At 42.0% G+C, this 23,698-nt stretch carries 15 protein-coding genes; 13 read left to right on the top strand and 2 right to left on the bottom strand.

All coding sequences use genetic code 11. The annotated features are described in order from the left end of the window. Nucleotides 1-8: 8 nt before the first annotated feature. From AAFF35_RS24405 to AAFF35_RS24385, 5 genes are all read left to right on the top strand, one after another. Entirely contained in the window at nt 9-980 is a 972-nt protein-coding gene (locus AAFF35_RS24405) for a metallophosphoesterase (RefSeq protein WP_342329154.1), read from the top strand. Between the two features lie 258 nt (nt 981-1,238). After that, a complete protein-coding gene (locus AAFF35_RS24400) occupies nt 1,239-2,183 on the top strand; it encodes an FHA domain-containing protein (protein WP_342329153.1) in 945 nt (314 codons plus the stop codon). 45 nt (nt 2,184-2,228) lie between these two features. Next, nucleotides 2,229-6,053, top strand: coding sequence for a TOMM system kinase/cyclase fusion protein (locus AAFF35_RS24395; RefSeq protein WP_342329152.1), 3,825 nt, complete (start codon nt 2,229-2,231; stop codon nt 6,051-6,053). A 1-nt stretch (nt 6,054) separates the two neighbouring features. Beyond that, entirely contained in the window at nt 6,055-9,045 is a 2,991-nt protein-coding gene (locus tag AAFF35_RS24390) for a TOMM precursor leader peptide-binding protein (protein WP_342329151.1), read from the top strand. Between the two features lie 17 nt (nt 9,046-9,062). Next, on the top strand, nt 9,063-9,980 hold the full coding sequence (locus AAFF35_RS24385; protein WP_342329150.1) for a hypothetical protein: 918 nt from the start codon (nt 9,063-9,065) through the stop codon (nt 9,978-9,980). Between the two features lie 422 nt (nt 9,981-10,402). Here AAFF35_RS24385 and AAFF35_RS24380 read toward each other — a convergent pair whose 3' ends face one another. Together AAFF35_RS24380 and AAFF35_RS24375 are read right to left on the bottom strand one after the other, a co-directional pair. Beyond that, nucleotides 10,403-10,663, bottom strand: a complete 261-nt coding sequence (locus AAFF35_RS24380) for a hypothetical protein (protein WP_342329149.1) — start codon at nt 10,661-10,663, stop codon at nt 10,403-10,405. Between the two features lie 5 nt (nt 10,664-10,668). Next, complete coding sequence (locus tag AAFF35_RS24375; protein ID WP_342329148.1) at nt 10,669-11,412, bottom strand: ParA family protein; 744 nt, start codon at nt 11,410-11,412, stop codon at nt 10,669-10,671. 664 nt (nt 11,413-12,076) lie between these two features. Between AAFF35_RS24375 and AAFF35_RS24370 the strand changes: the two genes are divergently transcribed. From AAFF35_RS24370 to AAFF35_RS24335, 8 genes are all read left to right on the top strand, one after another. Continuing rightward, nucleotides 12,077-12,493 carry a hypothetical protein gene (locus tag AAFF35_RS24370; protein WP_342329147.1) on the top strand — a complete coding sequence of 139 codons (417 nt, stop codon included), beginning with the start codon at nt 12,077-12,079 and terminating at the stop codon, nt 12,491-12,493. A 399-nt stretch (nt 12,494-12,892) separates the two neighbouring features. Then, on the top strand, nt 12,893-13,489 hold the full coding sequence (locus AAFF35_RS24365) for an RNA polymerase sigma-70 factor (RefSeq protein ID WP_342329146.1): 597 nt from the start codon (nt 12,893-12,895) through the stop codon (nt 13,487-13,489). Nucleotides 13,490-13,691: 202 nt separating this feature from the next. Then, nucleotides 13,692-14,723, top strand: coding sequence for a FecR domain-containing protein (locus tag AAFF35_RS24360; protein ID WP_342329145.1), 1,032 nt, complete (start codon nt 13,692-13,694; stop codon nt 14,721-14,723). Between the two features lie 245 nt (nt 14,724-14,968). Then, the gene (locus tag AAFF35_RS24355) at nt 14,969-18,406 is read left to right on the top strand and encodes a TonB-dependent receptor (protein WP_342329144.1); all 3,438 of its coding nucleotides are present in this window, start codon (nt 14,969-14,971) and stop codon (nt 18,404-18,406) included. Next, complete coding sequence (locus AAFF35_RS24350; protein WP_342329143.1) at nt 18,406-20,088, top strand: DUF4397 domain-containing protein; 1,683 nt, start codon at nt 18,406-18,408, stop codon at nt 20,086-20,088. Before AAFF35_RS24355 ends, AAFF35_RS24350 begins: the two co-directional genes overlap by 1 nt. Nucleotides 20,089-20,095: 7 nt before the next feature. Further along, a complete protein-coding gene (locus AAFF35_RS24345) occupies nt 20,096-21,292 on the top strand; it encodes a hypothetical protein (RefSeq protein WP_342329142.1) in 1,197 nt (398 codons plus the stop codon). 30 nt (nt 21,293-21,322) lie between these two features. Next, the gene (locus AAFF35_RS24340) at nt 21,323-22,408 is read left to right on the top strand and encodes a fasciclin domain-containing protein (protein WP_342329141.1); all 1,086 of its coding nucleotides are present in this window, start codon (nt 21,323-21,325) and stop codon (nt 22,406-22,408) included. Between the two features lie 20 nt (nt 22,409-22,428). After that, the gene (locus tag AAFF35_RS24335; protein ID WP_342329140.1) at nt 22,429-23,664 is read left to right on the top strand and encodes a fasciclin domain-containing protein; all 1,236 of its coding nucleotides are present in this window, start codon (nt 22,429-22,431) and stop codon (nt 23,662-23,664) included. The last annotated feature ends 34 nt before the right edge of the window (nt 23,665-23,698 follow it).

The following is a 23,698-nucleotide window of genomic DNA, read 5'->3' as shown; positions in this document are numbered from 1 at the left end:
CAACACAAATGAACAGAAAAGAGTTTCTCACAAAAACAGGACTTGCAGGAGGTACCTTCCTCTTGGCACGTTATCCTGAACTTCAGCCAGCGGATAAAAAGGTTCGCTTTGGTGTGATTGCAGATTTGCACCATGACATTATGCATGATGGAATCGAACGGTTATCGGCGTTCATCAATGACATGAATCAAAAAACTCCGGATTTTATCATCCAGATGGGAGATTTCTGTATGCCAAAGAAAACAAATGCTCCGCTAATGGAAGTCTGGAATCAATTTAAAGGAGCTAAATACCATGTGATCGGTAACCATGATACCGATGGAGGCTTTAAACCGGATGAAGTGGTTGATTTCTGGAAAGCGGAGGGAAAGTATTATTCTTTTGATCGCAATGGCTTTCATTTTGTGGTACTCAATGGAAATGAGCATAATGAAAGTAAGTCCCGGCCTGAAGGCTATGCAAGGTTCATTTCTGCCACACAACTGGACTGGCTGAGAAAGGATCTGGAAGCGAGTTCCCTGCCTTCGGTGATTTGTTGTCATCAAGGGCTGGACAATGACTCAGGAGGACTTGAAAATGGTACTTTGCTGCGTTATACGCTGGAACAGGCCAATCAAAAGGCGGGCTGGAAGAAAGTGATCCTGGTCTTGAGTGGTCACCATCATCAGGATTATTATAACCGGATCAACGACATTCACTATGTGCAGATCAATAGTGCCTCGTATCAATGGTTGGGGGATGATTTTAAGGAAATACGTTATTCTGATGCAGTGGATAAAGCACGTCCGAATATCAAATATACGGTTCCATACCAGGACCCGCTCTGGGCAATGATTGAAATTGATCATAAGGGCAGAATTACCATTCAGGGTAAGAAAACTGTTTTTGTGGGCTCTTCGCCCGAAAAATTAGGCGTAAAGGCCGATGATTACATTTATCCGATCGTTCCCTATATTTCCAGTAGGAATTTGACTAAATAAATATGATTTGGACATTGATTGATGACTTACGCTTGGTTCTTTAGGAATAAGAGGGGAATTCGTTGAGATAATTTTAAATTACAAAGGAAGACATTTTATAAACTATAAAGTGTCTTTTTTGATTTTATAAATAGTCAATATTCAGGCATATATGTGTTAAAAAAATGGTATTTTTAGCCGTTTTTGTCCGGTTAAAAGCACATAAGTTCGAAGTATAAATGCTGAACCAACATTAGCGCTTACTTACACAGATACGATATGGCAATAATTAAGAATTTGCAAACGGAAGAAATAGTGGTTCTTTTTTCTGAGCATAATTTTGGACGGGGAAAACACAACCGGACCGTTGTTCCGGGGAATGACATTTCAAAATCACATGCGGTTGTTAGTTTTGTCGACAATGCCTGGTATTTGGCAGATCAAAGCAGTAATGGAACCCTGTTTAAGGGGAAACGGATCAATCATTTGAGTATGAAGCTGGCTGCCGGTAATCAAATCCAATTCGGACAGGAGCAGGACACCATTTGGCTGGTATTAAATGTCAATCCTCCAATCTGCTTTCTGGAATCATTATCTGAAAATAAAGAAATTATTGAGCTTTCAACTTATAGTGCCTATCCAAATGAGGAGTCTCCTGAGGTCTCTTTCTATAGGACTGCGGATAACCGGTGGCATGTAGATAATGGCCTTCAAACCATTGCATTGACGCATGGTCAAAGTCTTTTTTTCGCGGATAAAGAATGGTGCTTTTATGAAAATGAAGTACTCGATCAAACCTTGTGTATTCCGGAAATTTCAGTTGAAACCTGCTTTTTATTCTCTTTGAGTGTAGATGAAGAAGAGGTGGCCATAAAGATTAAGATTAACAATCTAGAACTGGACCTGGGGCAGCATACCTATAATCAGGTCTTACTTGCTTTGGCCAGAAAAAGGCAGGCAGATTTAGAAAAAGGTTGCCAGGAAACAGAACTGGGATGGATTTCGATGGAAAAATTAACCTTTCTTCTGGGCAAAGAACTGCTGAAAGAAATTGATAACTATTACGTGAATTTACAAATTCATCGATTGAGGAAGCGCTTAATGGAGTTGAACCCTTTTGGTCATCTCCTTTCAAATGTTATCGAAAGGCGAAATGGAGAGTTGCGGTTTGAGCATAATAACTTTCGGATAAATAAAGAAAATGCCATTGGTAGTTTGAATTAAATAAAGTTCGTTCTGAAAAAACACCTTATACAAAAAACAAATCTCATGTCATATACAATGGACAATAAAGAAAAGGATTTTCTACTTCACGATAACTATACCCTCGATGAAAAAATAGGAGAAGGAGGCTACGGGTTAGTTTACAAAGCGAAGCAGATCAGTACTGGACAAACGGTCGCTATAAAAATGCTGAAACTCCAGAAGGAAAAAGGAGAGCAGTATCTGAAACGTCAGATTTTGCGTTTTGAGCGGGAAACCCAGCTCTGTGCTGAAATGAACCATCCTAATATTGTTAAATTGCTGGACAGGGGTTATGGTGCCGAAGGAGAACCCTTTGCGGTATTTGAATACATCTCCGGATGTTCTCTGAAAGAACTGATACATACCAATCGTGGCTTGTCGGCCATCGCTACAAAAGAACTGATGGGTCAGGTTTTAGATGCATTGGCATGTGCCCATTCTCTTGGGATTGTACACCGGGATCTAAAGCCGGCCAACATCATGGTCACACAAACAGGATCGAAGCCTCATGCGAAGATCCTGGATTTTGGAATCGGGGCCTTTACCAAAAATAATCAAACCAACGACACCAGGGATCTGACCCTGATTACGGAGGCTTTGGGAACACCAACCTACAGCGCTCCTGAACAATTACGTGGAGAATATCCAACGCTGAAGTCAGATTTATATGCCTGGGGTTTGATTTTGATAGAATGTTTAAAGGGACGGCCTGCCATTGAAGGTGGATCTGTTGCTGAAGTATTTCATAACCAGCTCAACGCTTTGAATGTTCCTCTGCCATCTTTTATCGCAGGACACCCATTGGCAGATTTGCTGAGACGTGTTTTGGATAAAAGTCAGCATAAGCGAATGGGGGATGCGAAGGCGGTGTTTGAAGAATATGCAGGAATCAACTTCAATACGATCGTAGGTGACCTCAGTGACAGGGATTCAGAAGAACTGAATGAGGAAGACGATGCGTTAACCGTCGCTAATTTCATTTTGAAAAAAAATGCGTTCACCGAGAAAAAGCAAATGACGGTATTGTGTCTCAAGTTGAATTTAGAGATCACAGAAAAGACAAAGTCAGACTTGGAAATCAGGGAAGCACTCCAAAAAGATCAGCTTAACCTGTGCCGGAATACCGCGATACAATTTGGAGGTACGATCGCAGGAAGCATCACCAATCATATCGTTGTTTATTTTGGTTTTCCTGAAGTGAATGATACGGATGCCCGGAGGGCAGGCAGAACTGCACTGGAATTGCTGAGTGAGGTGCGGCGAAGAAGTGCGGCGCTATATCAGCAGCATGGGGTGAGGCTGGAAATTCAAATGGGAATAAATACGGGGAATGTTATGGTATTTGACCACCAACTTCCCGAAGGACTGGTTGCCAATACTGCTTTTGACCTGATGTATCAGGCCAAACCAGGGCAAATTCTGGCGAGCGAAAGTTCCCGTAAATTGTTGCAGTCTTTTCTTGAATTTGATTCCCTTCCCGCAGATCCTGCCGCCAATCAGGTTACGTCTGCCTTTTTATTGAAAGGGGAATGTGAGGCAGAAGCGCTTTCCTTTTTAAGGCCCTGGAGTACCGGGCGTAAAATGATAGGGAGGGCGACGGAGCTGGAGCAGATTCTAAATGAATGGAAATTCGAAGACTCCCCGGAAAATAAGGTGGTCTTGCTAACTGGTCAGGCTGGTATCGGCAAGTCCAAGTTAAGCTATGAGGTGGTCAAAGGTATTCGCACAAGAGCAGGGCTGGTCAAAGTAGCCCAGTGCCTTCCTGAACATCAGAATAATGCGCTTTATCCTTTCCTGACGATGTTCTACAGTCAGTGGGGAATCAATAGTTCAACGGATAATAAAGAAAAATCAGCAAGGTTGAAGCGCGCTTTAACTGAAGCAGGATGCGATCTGGAACGAAGCTTTCCGATACTTTGTTCCTGGCTGGCAATTCCTGTGCCCGATGACCTGAGCATTAGTCAGGTTTCTCCGGAAGAGCAAAAGAAAATACTATTTGACACTTTAGTAAAGTGTTTTTTTGCGATAGATAAAGGTTGCTCCTTCCTGCTCCTGGTGGAGGACTTGCATTGGTCTGACCCAACCAGTGAGGAATTTATTGAATTTATAAGCCAATCCGGACAGGGAAAGGTGATGATCCTGCTGACTGCACGTCTGGAGTATGCACATCGCTGGTCGCAAATACAACCAATAGAAATTACATTACAACCCTTTGCGGTAAATTCAACCAGAGCATTGATCGAAGGTGTTTTGGGTGGTAAATTTATTTCAGATATTGCGCTTGAGTATATGATTCAAAAAACAGATGGTGTTCCATTGTTTATTGAGGAGTTTACCCTGATGCTGGTTGATCAGGGGCATTTGATTTTAGAGGAGGAGACCTATCAGCTGAGGGACACCATTTCAACGGAAAGTATTCCAACGACACTTCAGGACCTGCTAAACGCGCGACTGGATAAATTGAAGTTTTCAAAAGAAACAGCGCAGCTTGCGGCTGTTATCGGAAGGGAGTTTAGTTATGATCTTTTGGTTAAATCTTCCTTATCGGAAGAAGCGGTGGTGCAGGCTGATATTGAGCAATTGCTGAAGAAAGACCTGATCTACCTGCAACGAAATGTACAGGGAGAAAGCTATATTTTTCGCCATGCGCTGATCCGGGATGCAGCTTATGACGGAATGCTCAACGCGCATCGAAGAGAGACGCATGAAAGAATTGCAGAAGTCTTAGAGGTCGATTTCCCTGCGATCGTTAAGGAAAATCCCTTTGAGATCGCAAGACATCTTGCCGAAGCTGCAGCGCATCCGAAAGCCGTACATTATGGAATTCGGGCGGCCAAACAATCTTTAGACAGGTCTTTAAACAGCGAGGCATTGGCCTATGCAAAACAGGTCATTGGCTGGCTGGGTTGTCAGGAGGAAGAACTGAAGAGTAAAGATGATGAATTGACGATTTATTGCATTCAAACCAATGCCCTGATGGCAAAGTATGGCTGGTCTGCCAAAGAGGTGAAGGACAGTGTGCAAACGGCCTTTAAACTGGTGCAGAATCCTGGAGAAAGCAATGTTTCGTTAATGAATTCCGTTTCCTCTTACTGGGCATTGATTACGTATTACCATGTGGCGAGTGAGCGCGACAAAGTAAAGGAGATCACACAGCATCTGATACAGCTTGCAAAGGAGTTGAACGATCCCACATTGGAGACATCTGCGGGAATTTTAAAAGGAATTCACCTGTATGTTGATGGGGAATTTGATGCCTCTATTCTCATTCTGGAGACGATCATGAATGCTTTAAATCATGATGTTGACCAGCCAAATGAATTGACGATCGGGATCGATAATCTTTGTTATGCTTCTTCCATGCTGGGGCAGGTGATGTGGTTAAATGGTCAAAAGGAAGAAGGAAAAGAACGGGCAGATTGGGCAATTGAACGGTCCAGAAAGATCAGCCATATTCCTTCCCTTTGTCTTACCTTGATGTATCGCAGTGCAATACACCAGTTTGAAGGAGAAAAAGAAAAGACGGCAGCGCTGACCACCGAAATTTTGACTCTGGCTAAAGAATATGGCCTTGTTGCCTTCTCTGCTTACGCAGCCGCATTAAACTGCTGGGCCATCGACGATGTACACTCGATAGATCAGATCATCGCACAGCTGGATGGCATGGGTTGTAAATTAGGATTAACTTATTACCAGGCATTACCTGCCGTTTGGGAGTTTGAGAATGGATTTCAGGAGCAGGCAATGGTACGGATAGATCGGTGTCTTGCACTTTGTGAAGAAAATAAAGAATACTTCTATAAAGAAGAATTACTAAATACAAAATCAATGTTTATAAAATCAAAATAACTTGACTAAGAGCGCTCCTTCCATCCTTTCCAATAAAATAGAACTGTTGGAATCGATGTCTTATTCTATGATGTATACTTTGGAAGCAAGGGCTTTAGCTACCTTGTATTATCCGGAATTTCAGTTTTCTGATCCGTATGCGGTCGCGATAAAAAATGAGGTTAAAGCGGCCGTTCCGATTGATAAAGAAGATAAGGATTTCATCTTTTCCATTACAGAACGGGCAAAAATATTTGATCGGGTCACGAGCGCATTCCTGTCGAAAAACCGGGAAGCAATTGTGCTGAATTTGGGTTGTGGTCTTTGTTCCCGTGCGAACAGATTGCCCATAAAAGGAAGCGGTTATCAATGGATTAACATTGATCTGAAGCATGTTGTTGAGGTTAGAAATGTACTTTATGAGGAACAATCGAATATCAGCAATAAAGCTTGTGATGACATAGAAAATGCAAATTGGCTGGACGAACTGTGGAACCAAGATGCTCGGCCTGTATTGCTGATTATGGAGGGTGTGTCTCCTTATTTAACGCAGGAAAAACTAGAAAAATTACTTTATAATATTGGTCAGAAAGCAAGGCAGCAGGCTGCAAAAGTGAGCATCTTATTTGATTATTGCCATCCTGATTATTCTTACGACGGGACGATTATCAATAACAGAAGCGCGAAGAAAGTACATTTTCAGGCAGGGTTTAAAAATACCAATGCAATGACGGGCCTTGTTTCAGGGATTGAAATTATCGGCCGTTACAATACTTTAGCAGGCAGTTCTCCGGCGTATGCCAGTGCTGAAGCAGATTTTAAAAATGAAAATAACGGGGAAGTGCCTTACGAAATCGTCCTGCTGGCTTTTGAAGGGAAAGGGGAAGAGAAGAAAAAGAATTTTGATTATTTTGGTAAACCTTTATTTTGGAATAAAAGGTACAGCCAGCAGTCGGCCGGCAATGGAAATTATCTTTTTTTAGCCGAAACTGATCACTTTATTTGTTCGCAGCAGGAGTATGAGGCAACGGTTTCTTTCCTGTTGAACGGAAATAAATTGTTCAATAGCCTTCAGGATGAGGTTTTTGCGGTGTATGGTGTGAATTTATTTCAGGATGCCGGACTATTGCTGGATAAAGAGCCGGAAGAACTGGTCTTTGTGCCTGATTACACTTCGAATCCAAAAGAGGTGCTTGTTGGAAAACACAGTGTACTACTGCTGACTGATATTCCCGAAACCTCACTGTTGTCGGACTTCGTTAAAGAGATTTCAGTAGACATTCCTACACTTTTTGTCTTTACTGATGATTATCTGGATCCACGGTTAGGTAGGGTACAGGCAGAGTTTTTAAAGGATATGACGCAGTGGGTGATCATTAAACTGAGTGGAACGCAATTAATGCTGGGGCCTTTGTTTAAGCATTTATCTTCGTCAATTGCCTGTTATGATTGCCTTTCCCTGCAGCTCTGGAGAAATCAACCAGTCCGTAAATGGGGTACTGGGCACAAGTTATGGCCAATGGCAATTCCTGTTGTTTTTTCTGTTGATCATTTCCTTCTTCACCGGAATCTTCTTGTGGATACATTAAAGGGGATCATGGAGGGAAATCTGTCCAGGCTGACAACGATAGATGCTTTGACTGGCGAAATTGCAGTGCATCCGGTCAGTCCTCAACATCGTTGCAGGCAATGTAATGAGCCACAGGAAAAGCAGCAGTCAGCCCTTATATTCAGCTCTGGGCTTAAAACAAAGACGAATGATGGTGGCTATCGCACGGTTAGTCCTGCACAGTCCATTAAAAATCTGGAATCTGTTATCAGTTCGGTCACAGGAATTGTACATCCGGTTAATTGTCTGACGGGTGATGAGGATGCATTAAGTGTTTACGCTACGGTTTTCTTTAAAGTGCCTCAAAAGAAAGGTTTACTGAAAAGTGATGATTTTATTCAGTATTCCTTAGGAAAAGGGATTTCAAAAGAACAGTCAAAAATAAGTGCCTTATCGGAAGCGATAGAAAGGTATAATGCCATGTATGATGGTACGGAAGAATGCGTGTACGGTAGGGGGGATCAGTTGGATGCAAAAGTGTTTTTTCCGGGGGCATTAAAGCGTTATAGTCCGGATCAGCTGCTGCGGTTTGCTCAAGATTTGAGCGGGCGGCAAGCGGTAAAGGAGATGCCAGACGATGCGGAATTACACTGGACACCTGCATATTCTTTATTGAATCAGGAAAAAGCCTGGTTCCCATTTACGTTTTGTTATAGCAATACACCTTATCCCGATGAGGTGTATATGCGTTTTGATTCTAATGGATGTGCAGCGGGAAATACACTTGAAGAGGCTGTCCTGCAGGGTTTTTTAGAGTTGATAGAAAGGGATGCAGTAGCGATATGGTGGTATAACCGCGTCTCCAGACCAGCTGTTTGTTTAGAGGAGTTGAATGTGGATGCGCTGGGTAAAATCAAAAATGCCCTGGATGAACATTGGGATTATTGGATCCTCGATCTGACCCATGATTTTGGAATTCCTGTTGTTGTTGCTGTTGGAAAGAATAAAATGAGCCATGAATTCCGCCTGGGCTTTGGTGCTCATCCGGAGATTGGGATTGCTTGTACGAGGGCATTAACAGAGTTGTATCAGATCGTTGTGATTAATAAACAGCACAAGACCGCTTTTAAGTTTAGTCAGATAGCAAACGAGTCCTTTTTGTATCCGGCCACAAACATTCGTCAGAAAGTCTTTGAGGATTACCCTGTTGTAGTCCGCACAGACATTAAGGAAGATGTGGAATACTGTATGGCGCAAACAGCAAGATTAGGATTTGATCTTTTTGTGGTCAACACGACAAGGTCAGCTGCACTTTTAAATACCGTCAAAGTCATTATTCCCGGCTTAATTTTCATCTGGCCGGAATTGGGGAACAGCCGTTTGTTTGATCTTCCGGTACAGCTCTCCTGGCAGGCGGCGAAGTTGTCAGAATCAGAATTAAATAAGCAAGAATTATTTCTTTAACATAAAAAAACCAAACAATGAATTTAACCTCCGAATTAATGGCTTTTCGTACAGCCTACTTACAAAGTATCGCCCGTGGCTGGAAAGATGATGAATTTTTGAAAGAATTCATCAGTGTACCTAATGTTAAATGGACAAACATCCTTGAAAATGAAGTGTTTAAAGGGTTTCTCCCAAAAGAGCAGAAGCTCAACTGGAGAGCGAATGTGTTTATCATTGAAAATGTGGAGAAACATGAAGGCCAGCCGCCAACGCCAATATCCGTATATTCTCCTTACGATCCCAATTCTAACAATGGCTGGTTAGGTGGTTCGGATCTTTTTGTGATCAAAATTCCTGCTGCGCCTGCTCCGGAAGAAAGACCAGCAGCATTGGCTGCTTATTACTCCCTTTTTACTTCTTTATTTGGCAATGGCTATGAAGTGACCGATACGGGAGGTGCTATTCCTTGTTCCCATGCGAATGTGGAAGAGATCATGGCGACAAACTACAAAACTTTCAGCCTGAATAAGGCAGATTACAATGCCGCGATGGAGAATAATATTGAGGATGATCTGGGTGCCGGTGGTGATGAATCCTTTCTTGGATTTGGTGCGATCGTGATGGGCATGATTTCGTTCTGCTGGATTAATCCAGGATATCTGGAATTCCTTACTGAAAAAAACAGGACGATTTCTCCTGTAGGAACGGAAAACTCTGTAATTAGAGATGAATTTGTTTCGTTCAAAAATCCATGGGCGTTTAACATCCGTTTTGATGAGGTGGTAGAAGGAAATTCCATTTGGAATGCGGAGCGTGGAGCATGGGAAAAGCTTGAAGTGAATGATATTTTCCTTCAATTTCCAACGAAACCAAATCCTGAAAGTTATTCCGATGCACGTGCTTTATCGAGGTATAATGGTACAGGTCCGGCTTATCCTTTAACCTGTCCATAAGCTATTTTTTTTATTCTTTACTGGAATATATTGAACCCCCGGAAATTACTTTTTTGGGGGTTTATTGTAGGATTTATAGGTGTTTGTGAATTTTTTTTTGCTTTCATCCAATCGTTGAAATAGGCTGAAATATTTATTCGGCCCTTTCTTCTTTACATTTGTTGTGTTAATTAAAAGATGCAAAGTTCAATTATTTAAATATATAAGTATACAATGTTAGTAAGGAATATTCCTCCATTGCCATAACAAGAAATTAGAGTCAATCTATATATCCCCCCAGACGATTCTGATAACAAAATCGATCCCTAATGCTCTCTCAATACTAAAGCCTCGGAAACCACAGTTCTCGGGGCCTTTTTTATTAAAAGCGCTGATGTATAGAAATCAATATATCTACACATCAGCGCTTTTCTTTGCTGGATTTACAGTTCGTAGGCTTTGTCTACTACAGAAAGAATCAATTCTTTCACCGTAACGCCCCGCTGTGCCGCGAGTATTTTTAAAGCTTTTAAGGAGCTCTTTTTAAGTCTCAATGGGTAAGTAACGGTTTCCTCTTCAGCGAGTGGTTCCGGTCTGCCGGCTTTGGTAGCAGGGATCTCTTTTGAGGGAGAATTGAATAAGGCAGATACACCTCCTAAGTTCTTGTTGTTATCCTCTATATCACCTAAGTTCTTTTTTGCCATAATCTTTATATTTTTTCTACAATTTCATCAGTCAGATTTGCGTAATCGACTGCTGCATTTGATATGGGAGCGTATTCAAATACATCTACTCCTTTGAGCTGCGCTTCTACCAGTGCAACGTTAACCCTGATCGAAGTTTCGAATAGTTTGTCGCTGAAGTATTTCTTGATGCTTTCCGTGATTTGTTCTGTGATGACACGTCTTGGGTTGATCTTAGTAATGAATACTCCGCCAATGGTCAGGTTTTCATTGTAATGTGTCCGGACGTCAGAAATGATAGAGATCAAACGGTCAATTCCTCTGTAGGCAAAATATTCCGCTTCTAAAGGAATCATTACGGTATCGGCTGCGACTAATGCGTTAACCGTTAGCATTCCTAAAGCTGGTGCGCAATCAATCAATACATAATCATATTTTCCTTCTACACTTTTTAACAGTCTTTTAAGGATGGTTTCTCTTCCTAGTCTGGAAACCAGTTCAATTTCTGCTCCTAATAAATCAAGAGAAGAGGGGATGATGTCCAGGTATTCTGAAACGGATGCTATTGGAAGTGCTACATCGTCTTTGATGCTGTCGTAAATCGAAACTTTCACATCCCTGAATCCTAAGCCCTCCGTTAGGTTCGACTGAGGGTCAATATCAACCAGTAAGGTTTTCTTCTTTATACGCGCTAATCCAGCGCCAATATTTAGGGTGGAGGTTGTTTTCCCTGTACCACCTTTATGGTTTATTATAGCAATAATCTTCATATCAATATATCTTTATACAAGAACACAATGATACTAAGATATATTGATATGGATGTTTCTTTGGTTCAATATATCTGGATATATTCTATATGTGATTAATATATAGCAGATTAAAATTGCGATATAGATGCTTTAAGAGGGTGTTTTGTACTTAGGTCTGGTCTGTGTGTGTCAATGTATAAGTATATCAATACATCTATTATATATTGATGTCTAGATGTTAATATGTCTATGTATGTGATTTGTTTTGGATTTATTTATATATAGATATCTGGATGTGAATATGTAAATGTATTTTGATGTCATTATCTCTTTGAAAAAAACATGTTGACCTGAACTTTTCTTTTTTGAGTTGTGTTGCTGTTGTTTCTTTCTCATTTATAGGTAGATAGGTTTATTTTTTCTCTGCGGACTTCTATTGTTTTATGGGAAAAACAGGTTGATTTATTTGCTGCTGACTGAGCATGATGAACATAAAAACTGATTTTTCCTGTTAAAATACCTTTAAAGAGTTCAGGTAGGGGATTCGTTGATAATGGGTATTAACGTGAAACGTTTTTATTTTTCTGAAGAATAATATTTTTATATCTATTTGTTTTATTATAATAATTTTAACTAAATTGTATGTTAATAGTTATTAATCAACCCTTAAATATTAAAAACAATGAAAAAGACTGTAATTTTAAGCTTGTCGCTATTTATTTTGATTGGTTCATTAAGTGTTAATGCAAATAATGACACGGGTTCAAAAGGAAAAACAGTATCCACAAAGACCTTAATTAAAAAAAGTAAAGTGTTGCTTAACATGACCGGACCCCGCAATGTTAGTCTGAGTGGTGGCCCTTATGAGTATACTGCAAACGTTGCATTTGGTACGGGTACTGCGACGGATCTCAGGTGGGTCGTAATGGGAAACCCACGACTGGAGTTTTATGCCTCTGCGCCTGTGAATGGTAAAACTTCCATCACACTTAGCGGAGCAGATTTTGGAGCAACCGGTCAGCAGTTTATTTACCTTATCGGAGAAACTGATTTTGGTCCCACCATTTTCGCCAATATGAGTGTCAATGTGGCGAACTAGATTTTAGCTGGATATTTTGTTCCTCCATATGGTCTTGCTTTCTTCTTTAGCAGACCAGCCGGGCGGTAGTGTTTGTCATGAGATTTGGCCGTCCGGTTAATTCATTTTGTATATTTCTATCCATATCTGTCATTTCAATCCACCCATAAGTTAATACACCTACAATTGGGATACAGATACTATGTATAAATAGGAGCTCAAGGAAGACCGGTGACATTTGGCTGATGTTTTAAAGCCGGAAGGTAAATATTAAATATATAGCGTTGTTCATTTTAAATATATAGATGTGTTTATTCTCCTATTGTTGTTACGAGCACTTCTTTATAAGTTAATGTTCCCTTAATATACCCACGGATTTCAGCTCCTATTTTTGCGTCAAAGAGTTTCTTTGATACAAGCATGTCAGAATCAATTACATCACTAGGGGATAAAATTTTATTGGAAAAATATAGTCAGGGGAATACTTCCGCCTATAATGTTCTTTTTAAGCGTTATTATGACCCGCTTTATGGCTATGCTTTAAAAAACGTAAAAGAAGCAGAGATTGCTGAAGAGCTTACGATGGATGTCATGCTTGGCCTCTGGAAAACTAAAGGAGCAGTATCCATCGAGGATAACCTTAAAGCCTACCTCTATCGTTCTGTAAAGAATGCCATCTATAACCATTACCGCAAAAAGATATTAAATACCGTGTCCCTGGAATTGATCTCCGAAGATTCAAATCATACGTCGAGATCTGCCGATCATGAACTGGACAGCAAAGAACTGGAACAAGTTTACCGCCAGAAGTTAAACCAGTTGAGCCCCCAGCGCAGAAAGGTTTATGAAATGAGCAGAGAAGAGAACATGACCTATTCAGAGATTGCCAGAAATCTTGATCTATCTGTTAACACGGTAGAAAACTACATGGTTGCTTCTTTGAATTTTTTTCGCAAACAATTGAAGGAACACGCCGACTTTACGCTGATCCTGTTGATCAGCTTATTGCTGGGTTAGTTGGCTTCTACGTCTCCATTTTTCAAATAAGTAATTAGAGGGGCAGGTCGGCCCCTTCTGTCTTTGCCTTAAACGTGGAATAACTGATTCCCATCGGCTTTGCCCAACGCTACTTTCCATATAAGAATAAATGTTATTTTTTTTATCCTGCATAGGTGGTGTCCTCTGATAATTGTGTTTTACATCATGAAGGACAATAAGAATGGAGCCAGAGCATAAAGATAAAACCCTGATTAGAAAATACCTCAATCACAATTGTACGCCCGAAGAGATGAAGGAAGTAAAGAGATTGATGTTGGTTCCAGGTACACAACAAATTTTTGACGAGCTGCTGTCGGAAAGCTGGACAGGGCTGGAAGCAGAAGAAAATACAGATCAGCCACACCTGCAGGAAAAGCTGCAACAGTTTTATAAAAAACTGGAAGGGGAAGAGGCGCAGCGTTTTCATCAAAATGAAGAAAACGAGAATATAGTCCGCGTTATAAAACAGAGAACCTATTTACGCTACGCTGCGGTTTTAGCCGTCATCTTCCTTGGCCTGGGTACTTATGGAATGCTCCAATTTAAAAAAACTCCGGTAGTGGAGCAGATCGCTATGCGTGAGATTCAGAATCCCCGCGGACAACGCTCAAGGGTGGTGTTGCCAGACAGCTCTGCTGTTTATCTGGGAGCGGGAAGCAGGATCACTTTTCGGGAACAGTTTGAAGCAAGTTCCCGCGAGATAGAACTGGAAGGTGAAGCTTTTTTTGAAGTGACAAAAGATCCAAAGAAACCTTTCATTGTCCATACCGGAAAAGTGCAGACCAGAGTCCTTGGAACTTCCTTTAAAATAGATGCTTTCAAAAATCGTCCGCTAACCGTAGCAGTGGCGACGGGAAAAGTAAGGGTGGATGAATATATAGAACAGCGTAGTAAATCACTGGCCATTCTAACTCCCGGACAAAAAATAACCTACGATCAGGGGATGATTAAAACTGCAAATACAGAAATCGATGAGATCAGCGGATGGAAAGCTGCGCGTTTGGTCTTTCACAATCAATCCCTCAAAGAGATCACGACTGAACTGGAGCGCTGGTACAATGTAGACATCAGCTTTGAGCATAAAGGAAAAGCAAAAGAAAAGATCTCCGTCGTACTGCAGGCCGATGTTCCCCTCAACAAAATCATGAAAATACTGGCAGCAACAGGCCATTTTAAATATCACATCAGCGCTCGCAATGTCTCCATTAATTAATACTACAAAACAGGAAAGGAAAGCTATGTAAGGTTGTCTACAAACAAACATTCCCCGCCTGGAAGGGCAGGGAACGAATTTAATGTCCATAAACCGTATGATTTCGACGTCCTAACGGTTTAAAGCAACCCGTACCTGTAAACAGCTACGGAATTTTAACAGATCATCGCCTCGCAGCGAATAAACCAGTAATGTTCAAAAATATGCAAAAAGGATTAAAACTATATCCTTCAATTCGATTTATTATGAAATGCTCTTTTATCCTCATTGCGGCCCAGCTTACTTTTATAAGTGTCCTGATGGCCAGTAATGTAAAGAGTCAGGATCTTGATCATAAAATAAGCCTGCGGTTAGAAAATGTGACCATCGCACAGGGATTGTCTGCAATCGGGAAGGTAGGAAACATCCGGTTTTCTCTGAGAGAGCAATCTATGCAAAGGGAAAAGAAGAATGTTACGCTTGTTGCCGCACAGATCAGTGTCAGGGAAGCCATCAATAAGCTACTGGCCAATACCGGTTTGCAATATAAACTGGTGGAAGGTTATGTGGTGATTGACAGCAAACCTGTTCCTATTGTCATTACCGGAACAGTGAGCGACGCAAAAACCAGGGAAACCCTGATCGGCGTAAGTGTAAAACTGAAAGGAACGAATACCGCAGCATCTACCGATGTGAACGGTAAATTCAAAATCTCAGTTCCCGAAGGCGGAGGCATTCTTGTCGTTTCTTACATGGGATACCAAAGCAGGGAAATTAAAGTGGATGCGGCGACAAAAGAGCTGAATATCAATCTTATTGCTTCTTCTACTCAACTCAGTGAAGTAACCGTTCAGGCCAGAAGAAAAACGAATACCGAAGTTGCTGTATTGGACGAACGTAAAAAATCGGCCGTTGTACAGGATGCGATTTCAGCGGTTCAGATAGAACGTACCGGAAGTATTACCACCACTCAGGCTTTACAAAGGGTTTCAGGAGTGACCATCACAGATGATAAATATGTGGCGATTCGTGGTTTGGGAGATAGAAGTGTGATCGGACAATTAAATGGTGTCCGTCTGGCTTCTTCTGATCCGGACCGCAGTTCCATTCCTTTGGACCTGGTTCCGGCCTCACTTTTAGACAACATCACGATTTATAAAACGGTGACCCCGGATAAACCTGCAGATGCTGCTGCCGGAATTGTAGAGCTAAAAACGAAATCCGTACCAGACAGTATGGTCTTTGATGTAATTATTCAATCTGGTTTCAATTCCAATATTGGTATCGGCGGACAACACAATAGCTTTTTCAATAGTGATATGGGTTTCTTAGGCGATAAAATCAACAAGAAAAACTTATCCTCCGATTTCTTAAATCTGGCCACACAATACAAAGGCGGACTTCCGCAAATCCAGAGCATGATCGCCAACAGCGGATACAGTCCGGAGATGAAACAGGAAGTGAAAAGGATCAATGGAATTATGCAGGGTTTTGATCCGGTAATGACCACGCGTTACAAACAAAGTCCTCTAAATCAGTTGTACTCGGCTACTTTCGGAAATAGCTATACCCTGTTTAAAAAACATAAACTAGGGGTAATTGCAGGTGGGAATTATTACCGCCGTACCACAGATATTTCTGGGGGTGACATCCAGCAGTATAGTATCTATCAGGGAGTAGTAACAGGTAATCCACAGGTGAGCAGCCCAAGGAATATACCCAACTACATTACCCCAAATAGCTTATATATGGGTAAATATCAAACCTATAAAGAGAATACAGGAACAGAAACCCTGAATTATGGAACTTTATTGGGTTTAACTTACCGTTTTAGCCCGCAGCATGAAATCAGCATGCAATACCTGGGCAGCTGGGGTGGTGAAACACAGGCGACCAATATGTTTGGGGGCTATGAGTACACCGGACTGCCTGGTGATGTCCGCAGTACGATCTACTCGCTTAAACAATCTTACCGTAAGCTCAATACTTTTAACCTTCAGGGAGAGCATAAATTCCTGACCGGTGAGTATGCGCCAAGGCTAAGTTATAACATTGCTTCCTCGAGAGCAGGTCAAAATGATCCGGATTATCGCTTTGTAACCCTGGCAGACTATATGCCTAAAGGGGATGCTTATTATGGCAAACCAACGACAGGTCCCAATAGCGGGGTCAATGACCAGGTGAGCTCAGATCATTTATATGCATTGTCGTCTGGTTATGTAAATGGATTTGGTGCGTATGGCATTATCCAGGCAGAGCCTAACGGACGACGTTACAGAAATCTGGATGAGAAGAATTATAACTATAAAGCAGACATCAGCATTCCTTTTAAACTCTTTGGGGAGAAGCAGGAATTTAAAACCGGGGTCAATTACCTGAATCGCGACCGTGATTTCACAGAGAATGTGTTGTTTCTTCCAGGCTCTAACTTCTCTTCTTTAGGCGCATTGCCATTATATAGGGTAGAAGGAAATTTGGACCGTTTGGTAAGCCCGGAGGTGATCGGGATTCGTCCGATGGCCCCAGGGACCGGAGAAGGTGCAGCTCCGGTGGGTGGATTTTTATACAATAGTCAGAAATCCCCGAACAATTATACTGGTTTCTTTGAAACCAAGGCAGCCTATGCAATGGTCGACCTGAAAGTCACAAAAGACCTGAGGTTAACCGGAGGTGTACGTTTTGAATCTACCAATATTCAATCGGCAGTAGATACGGCAGGTGTATTTTTAGATCCTGCACTAACTGCTCCGGGAGCAGGTGGGACAAGGATTCCATTGTCTTTAACGAGTCCTAACTCTGTTTATAAGACAGGATACAAGCCTTACTATTCCTTAAACGCGACCTACAATTTTAAAGATAAAATGAATTTCAGAGCTGGATACAATACCACATTGGCCAGACCTGAGCTTAGAGAGATCACCAACGTATTCGAATTTGATGCTTTCCAAATGGGATTGGTAGTAGGAAATCCAAACCTGATCAACCAGTACACACAAAACCTGGATTTCCGTTGGGAGTATTTCCCGAACAACGGCGAAGTGGTTGCCGTATCTCTATTCGGAAAGCGGATTCAAAACCAATTGTATAAAGTATTTAGTCTGCAAACGAGTGGTCTGGCAGCGACCTATCCGGAATATCCAACCATCAGGTTCGAAAATGATCCCAACATTGGTAAAGTATGGGGATTGGAGCTGGAAATTGTAAAGGACCTGGGCAGAATCTGGGACCCGCTTCAGAATTTCTTTGTCGGTACCAACCTGCTGCTTGCCCAAAGTCAGATTAAAAAATCACCGGAGCGTTTGGAAGCAAACCGTTCCCTGGACAGACATACGCCAAGCAATAGTCCGCTGTTTGAACAAGCACCGTATTCCCTTAACGGATGGTTGAACTATAATAACAAACGCTCCGGAACAAGTCTTACCGGAACATTTAACATGGTAGGGGAGCGTCTGGTACAGATCAACCTGACAGGTGAGCCTGACCTGTATACCCGTCCGGTTCCAGTCCTTGATTTTGTATTCAGTCAGCGGATTTTTAAGAACGTGATTTTTAAAGGTTACATGAAAAACCTGCTGAACCCATCTATCAGAACGGTATATGCGAATCCGGGAACAGGTGGTACCTGGTATGGAAACGAATACCTGAACCGTGGCTATAAACGTGGCAGCGAATTTATGATGGGTTTCACTTATAATTTGTTTTAATGATGAAAGCACTAAAAAAATATATGCTGTTTGTTTTTTTACTGGCTATTGTAGCTTGTAAGAAGGATAAAACAGATTTTCAATCTGACAATCGTAAAGTAACGGATGCCCGTAAAAATTCGACGGTAAGGCTGGTGAATCTTGGAGGTTATAATCAGATACAGCTGAATGGAGATACCCTGACGAATTATGTGGTCAGGGCACCAAATGACCCCAAGGGAGGAATGTATCCCGGAACGCTTTATTTTCCTGATAATGGCAGATTAGGAACAACCTGGTATATCCCCCAAAATCTTCTGGATAAGGGTGTTGCAAAGGTATTGGTAGAAACCAAAGTCTATAACCCTTCAAAAAACGCATTGGAACTGGAAGTTCGCGAAGATCTTCAGCAAGGGATGGATTATTACCTTTTGCCTACTGAGATATTTGGGGTAACCGGACAACCTCCGTTTGTCAAAATACCAAGATCGGTCGCTTCCCCTGCCAACCCTGCAAATTTTAAGGTCAGGATCTTAAACTTGTCTGCCAGGGTTCTTCCTGATCAGGGAATGGAAGACCTGTTGGGCCCAATGAGCCTGACCTGGGCGGATGGAACAGCAGTAAGCAGTAAAACTAATAACATCTTACCGGGGCAATATTCTGAATACGTAGAGCTTCCTTATGGTGCTGCCCAGTTAAAAGTACTGACGCAAAATGGCATTCAGATTTCCGGTGGAGGACCAGATGTCCTGGATGCAACAACGTCAACGATATTTGGTACCACACTAACCTATGCCCCGGTAAAAACTTATGTGCCCGGAGGTGTTTATACCATTGTAGTGGCGGCAAGGGAATTTGATATTCCATACAGAAGTGGTAATCCAGGAGAGACGGTAAAAGGATATCAGAATTCATTCCGCATCATCAATGACATCTCGGAGCCTTTGAACCTCACTTATGGAAGGGTTCAGGCCGTAAATGCGGTTCCCGGTACTACGGGAATGAAAGTATTGATCAACGGTAAAGTTTTGGATGCACCTATGGATTATACAGCACAGACGGCATACCAAAGCCTGATTGTGGGTGGATACAATATCGAAGCGGTAGATGCTTCAGGTGTAGTGCTGGCTACAAAAACCTTTCAGCTGGATGCCAATACCAATTTCTCTTTTTGGGTTCATCCGGACGCAAACGGGAAAACAACGATCAGTGCAGTTGCCAATGATTTGAGTGGAATATTTGTTGGGGAAGCCGGAGATGATGCTTCTTCATCACGATTTACACAGGAATATCCTTTCGGTATCCGGTTCCTGAATCTTTGTCCTGATGTTCCTTACCTCACCCTGACTACAGATAATGCCCAGGCATTTTCCAGTCTGTACGGGTTTAATACTGTTGCAGTGAATAACCTGAGACCAGGAATTGCAGCGACAGTAGCACCTTATATCAGACCTTATCAGGACGCGAAACCTTATCAGATTATGGCTTTCCGTTCTTCACCTTCTGTAGTTCCGGGGACCTGGGCGAGTGACATTCCGGTGCTGACCGGTAGAAGTCTCATCGCCAGACCTGAATTGTATGTGAGAGGAGAATTGCCAAATCATGAGCCTGGTTTTTATACCGTTGCATTGGTGGGAAGTACAAAAGCTTCCGCAACTAATGCCGGAAAAGCAAAAATGATCATTGTGAAACACAATAAATAGAAGCGTTATGCCACAATTAAGATTACAAAATATACTGTTCTGCGCTGCGGTTCTCCTGCTTTTCGCCAGTGGCTGCAGTAAAGTCGATTATGCGAAAATAGATGATCCTGCTTATTTAAGGGTCTTCAATAACCTGAATTATGTTGTCGGACTGGAAAATAAAGATGAAGAAGTTCCTTTCCTGACGATGTTGATTGATCCGGAAATGGATAAAGATGGAATGCCGGTCAAAGCAGGGATTAAAGGAGATTTTCTGGATCAGCGGGAGCCTTATGCACCTCCATATCCTTCTCATGTGGGGAGTAGCACTTCTTACAAAAATCCGGAATATCCGGGAAAGGAAAATGTCCTCGTAGGTCCTGTCCTGAACGGCTTTGACCTGAGCAGTTGGGCGCAAATCCCTTCTGGAAAACACCGGATTGTATTTATGTTCCGCCCGGTAAATAATGTGCCTTTCTTCAATCTGGAATCCCGTTTGAAACAGAAAGTGCTGATTGATACCACCATTATGCTGGACTCAAAGGAGGTGTATACGCTTCACATCCTGCAGAAAAATTTCCTGACCAAGAAGAACGGAATCTACCTGAGAAAAGAAAATTTTCATAAGCTCTCTTTGTCGGATTCACTGGTTTACGTGAATTTCTATAACATGAGTGCGAAAGGGTTTCGGGAGTCTAATGACGACCTGAAAGAAGCGAATAGAAAATCAGGTTCATTGAGATATGGAATCAAGGACAACATGAATATTTTTCAATCGCTGTTCACTAGTGAGAAAACGATGTTGAGTCCGGTTTATTCCAGTACTTATAAATTCATGGGCCAGCTGACAAGGAATTCTGAAGTTCTGGAGGTGAGTAAATATTATAGCTTTCCACTGTTCGCAGATCCTAAATCAGATGGGATATACACCAATATCTGGCAACGTTTTGACCTGATGGCGGTCGGTATGAACCCTGCAAATAATCCTTATGAACCCTATCTCATGAATACCGAAGGAAACTGGGCCCCGATCAACTGTATGTTGGATGGCAAATCGACACTGTTGGGAAATGACAATGGAGCACAGTTGCCAAACATGATTGTAAACATCCATTCCGGAAAATACAATCCCCGCTCTTTTGCAACGGTGAATACGATAGAAATTGTAAACGGTAACGTTTACCTGACTACGATTCAGCGAAAATATGCCCCACCTATCTATTAACAATGCAGATCAGATTCTAAAAATATGCTAATGAACACTAGAAAATCAATAACACAGTCATTACTTCTGATCCCCGTATTCTTGCTGCTGGTTCTCCAGTCCTGCAAGCACAATGATCTGGAAATTGAAAAGGAAAATGAAAATTTCAGGCTGGCGACAGATTTTATAAAGAACAATTATGACATGACACTTTTTTACGCTGCTGTGGAAAAGGTCGGACTGGCAGATAAACTGAGAGAAAACGGGCCCTATACCTTATTGGTGCCTAATGATGCGGCCTTCCGGGAATTGGGTATTAACCGTCCCTCAGATTTCAGCAAAATGAACCAGGATAGTCTTAAAAGTCTTGTGGAAAGACACGTTCTGAGCAGACGCCTGTTGTTTAGCGATATGCCTCACAATGGGGTAGATGTACGTTATGCAACTTTGGCAGGAACAGAGGTATATGCTTCTATGGCAGGTTACGCTCCCGGAGGAGAAGCTTTTGCCGTAAATGATCTTTATTTCAACGGTTCTTCGGTAACGCGCAAAGATGTAACCCTGGCGAATGGAACCCTGCACATGCTCAATAAAGTAATGAAATATACACCTGCAATGACCATTCAGGCTTGGTTAGCAGCCCGTCCGAAGTATAGCATTTTTGTAGCGGGGTTGAAGAAATTTGGATTCTGGGATCAGCTGGCCACAGCCGGGCCATTCACGGTATTTGCGCCAGACAATGAAGGCTTGGAAGCAAAAGGGATTACTGAAGCTTCAATTGCTGAGATGGATGTACAGAAATATCATGGAACACGGTTATTTGGAAGTTATATCCTGTCCAGAACCCATTTCTTCCTTTCAGATTTTGAGGTGTTTAAAGTCAACAATGGCCAGGAGTTTCTGGCGAAAAAGATTGAGAATGATACCTGGTTTTCATTTGTGTCTACGACGAAAGACTTTTTTACAAAAGTGATTACAGGAGGCGTAAACCTGAGAACGGCACCTTCCTATCCCAATGTAATCTATGGAAGCGCAGGAGCGGGTGCTCCGGCCTTATCAGATCACCTGTTTGATAACGGAGTCTTGCATGAAGTAAAAGGGGTGTTATTGCTACCTGAACAAGCCTTAAAAAATTGATAAAATTAAAGACAAAACAGATGAAACCAATTCATATCCTTACTTTTTGCCTGCTGTTTTTTACACTGGCATCCTGTAGAAAAAAAGAGTTTATGCCCGAAGTGGAGGGGCAACCGGTTCCGCATCCGGAAATTACGGCCAGCCTGAAAGACGTACTGAATACTTCTCCTTATACCCTATTCAAAGCCGCCTGGGAGCGGAGTAATATGGATAAGATCATGAAAGAAAAGGGAGATAAGGCGTATTATACGATGCTTGTGCCTACAAATGAGGCCTTTATTGCTGATGGACTAACCATGGAGAAAATCAACAGTACTGAACCGGCTTTATTGGACAGCATCTTACTTTACCATACGCTAACCGGAGCTTTTAATCCTGAAGATGTAAAAAGCAGCGTAGATAATTATCCGGGGAAATCCCTGTTGGAAAATCCCTATCTAAGGGTAAAAGCCCCCTTTGCGGGCTCAGCTTTAGCTGCTCCTTATTTTTACCTGCAATACCTGAAAGTAAGTGGTAATGAGCTTTTTGTAAATGGTAAAAAAGCAGGGACTGCGGCTGCTGTTCTGGCAAAGAACGGCGTGCTTTTACCTGTCAACCGTGTTTTACACAAGCCAACAAAGACAATTTTGCAGGTGCTTCAGGAGGATGGCCGTTTCGGAATGTATCTCGACCTGACTGCCCGTACAGACGCTTTATTTGCAGAACTGACTTACGGGAATTTTCAACATGATTTTACAGCTGGTTTGAAGGTAAGCGAGATTGGAGATTATAACATTACTTTTCATTCCATTTTTGCCATCACTGATGATGCTTTCCATAAGGCGGGCTACAATACGGTAGAAGAAATGATGGAATTGAATAACCGGAATCCATTGCCCTATGTGGATTGGGATACCTATGCTGTAAAGGGAGGACTGGTAACCGATACTTTAGTTGGATACCACAGGTGGGGAACCTTCTTTTCTCATGATGAACCAAACGCAGGCAGGGGTACTGCCAATGCCACTAATTTTTACTCCAATGATTTAAATAATACGGTGCTGGGAGATTATACGCTGGTTCTTGGAGGCTATCCAACACCCTTTCCTGCCTACAAAATGCCATTGGATTTCACTAACGAAGGCGGGGTCATTAAAGTAAAAGTAAAAGGATCAGATTACCCGGCAGCGAGTGTGATCGAATCGGATATCAATACGATTATGGGGCCGGTTCATATCGTAGACCGATTGCTGCTGCCAAAGGGCTTCAAATTGTAATTCCCGGATATCACGAATGATTTAACATGAACGC

It is taken from the genome of Pedobacter sp. FW305-3-2-15-E-R2A2 (genome assembly GCF_038446955.1).
GTDB lineage: Bacteria > Bacteroidota > Bacteroidia > Sphingobacteriales > Sphingobacteriaceae > Pedobacter.
The sequence above is the reverse complement of the archived record's forward strand: the minus strand, read 5'-3'. Positions and strand labels throughout refer to the sequence as shown.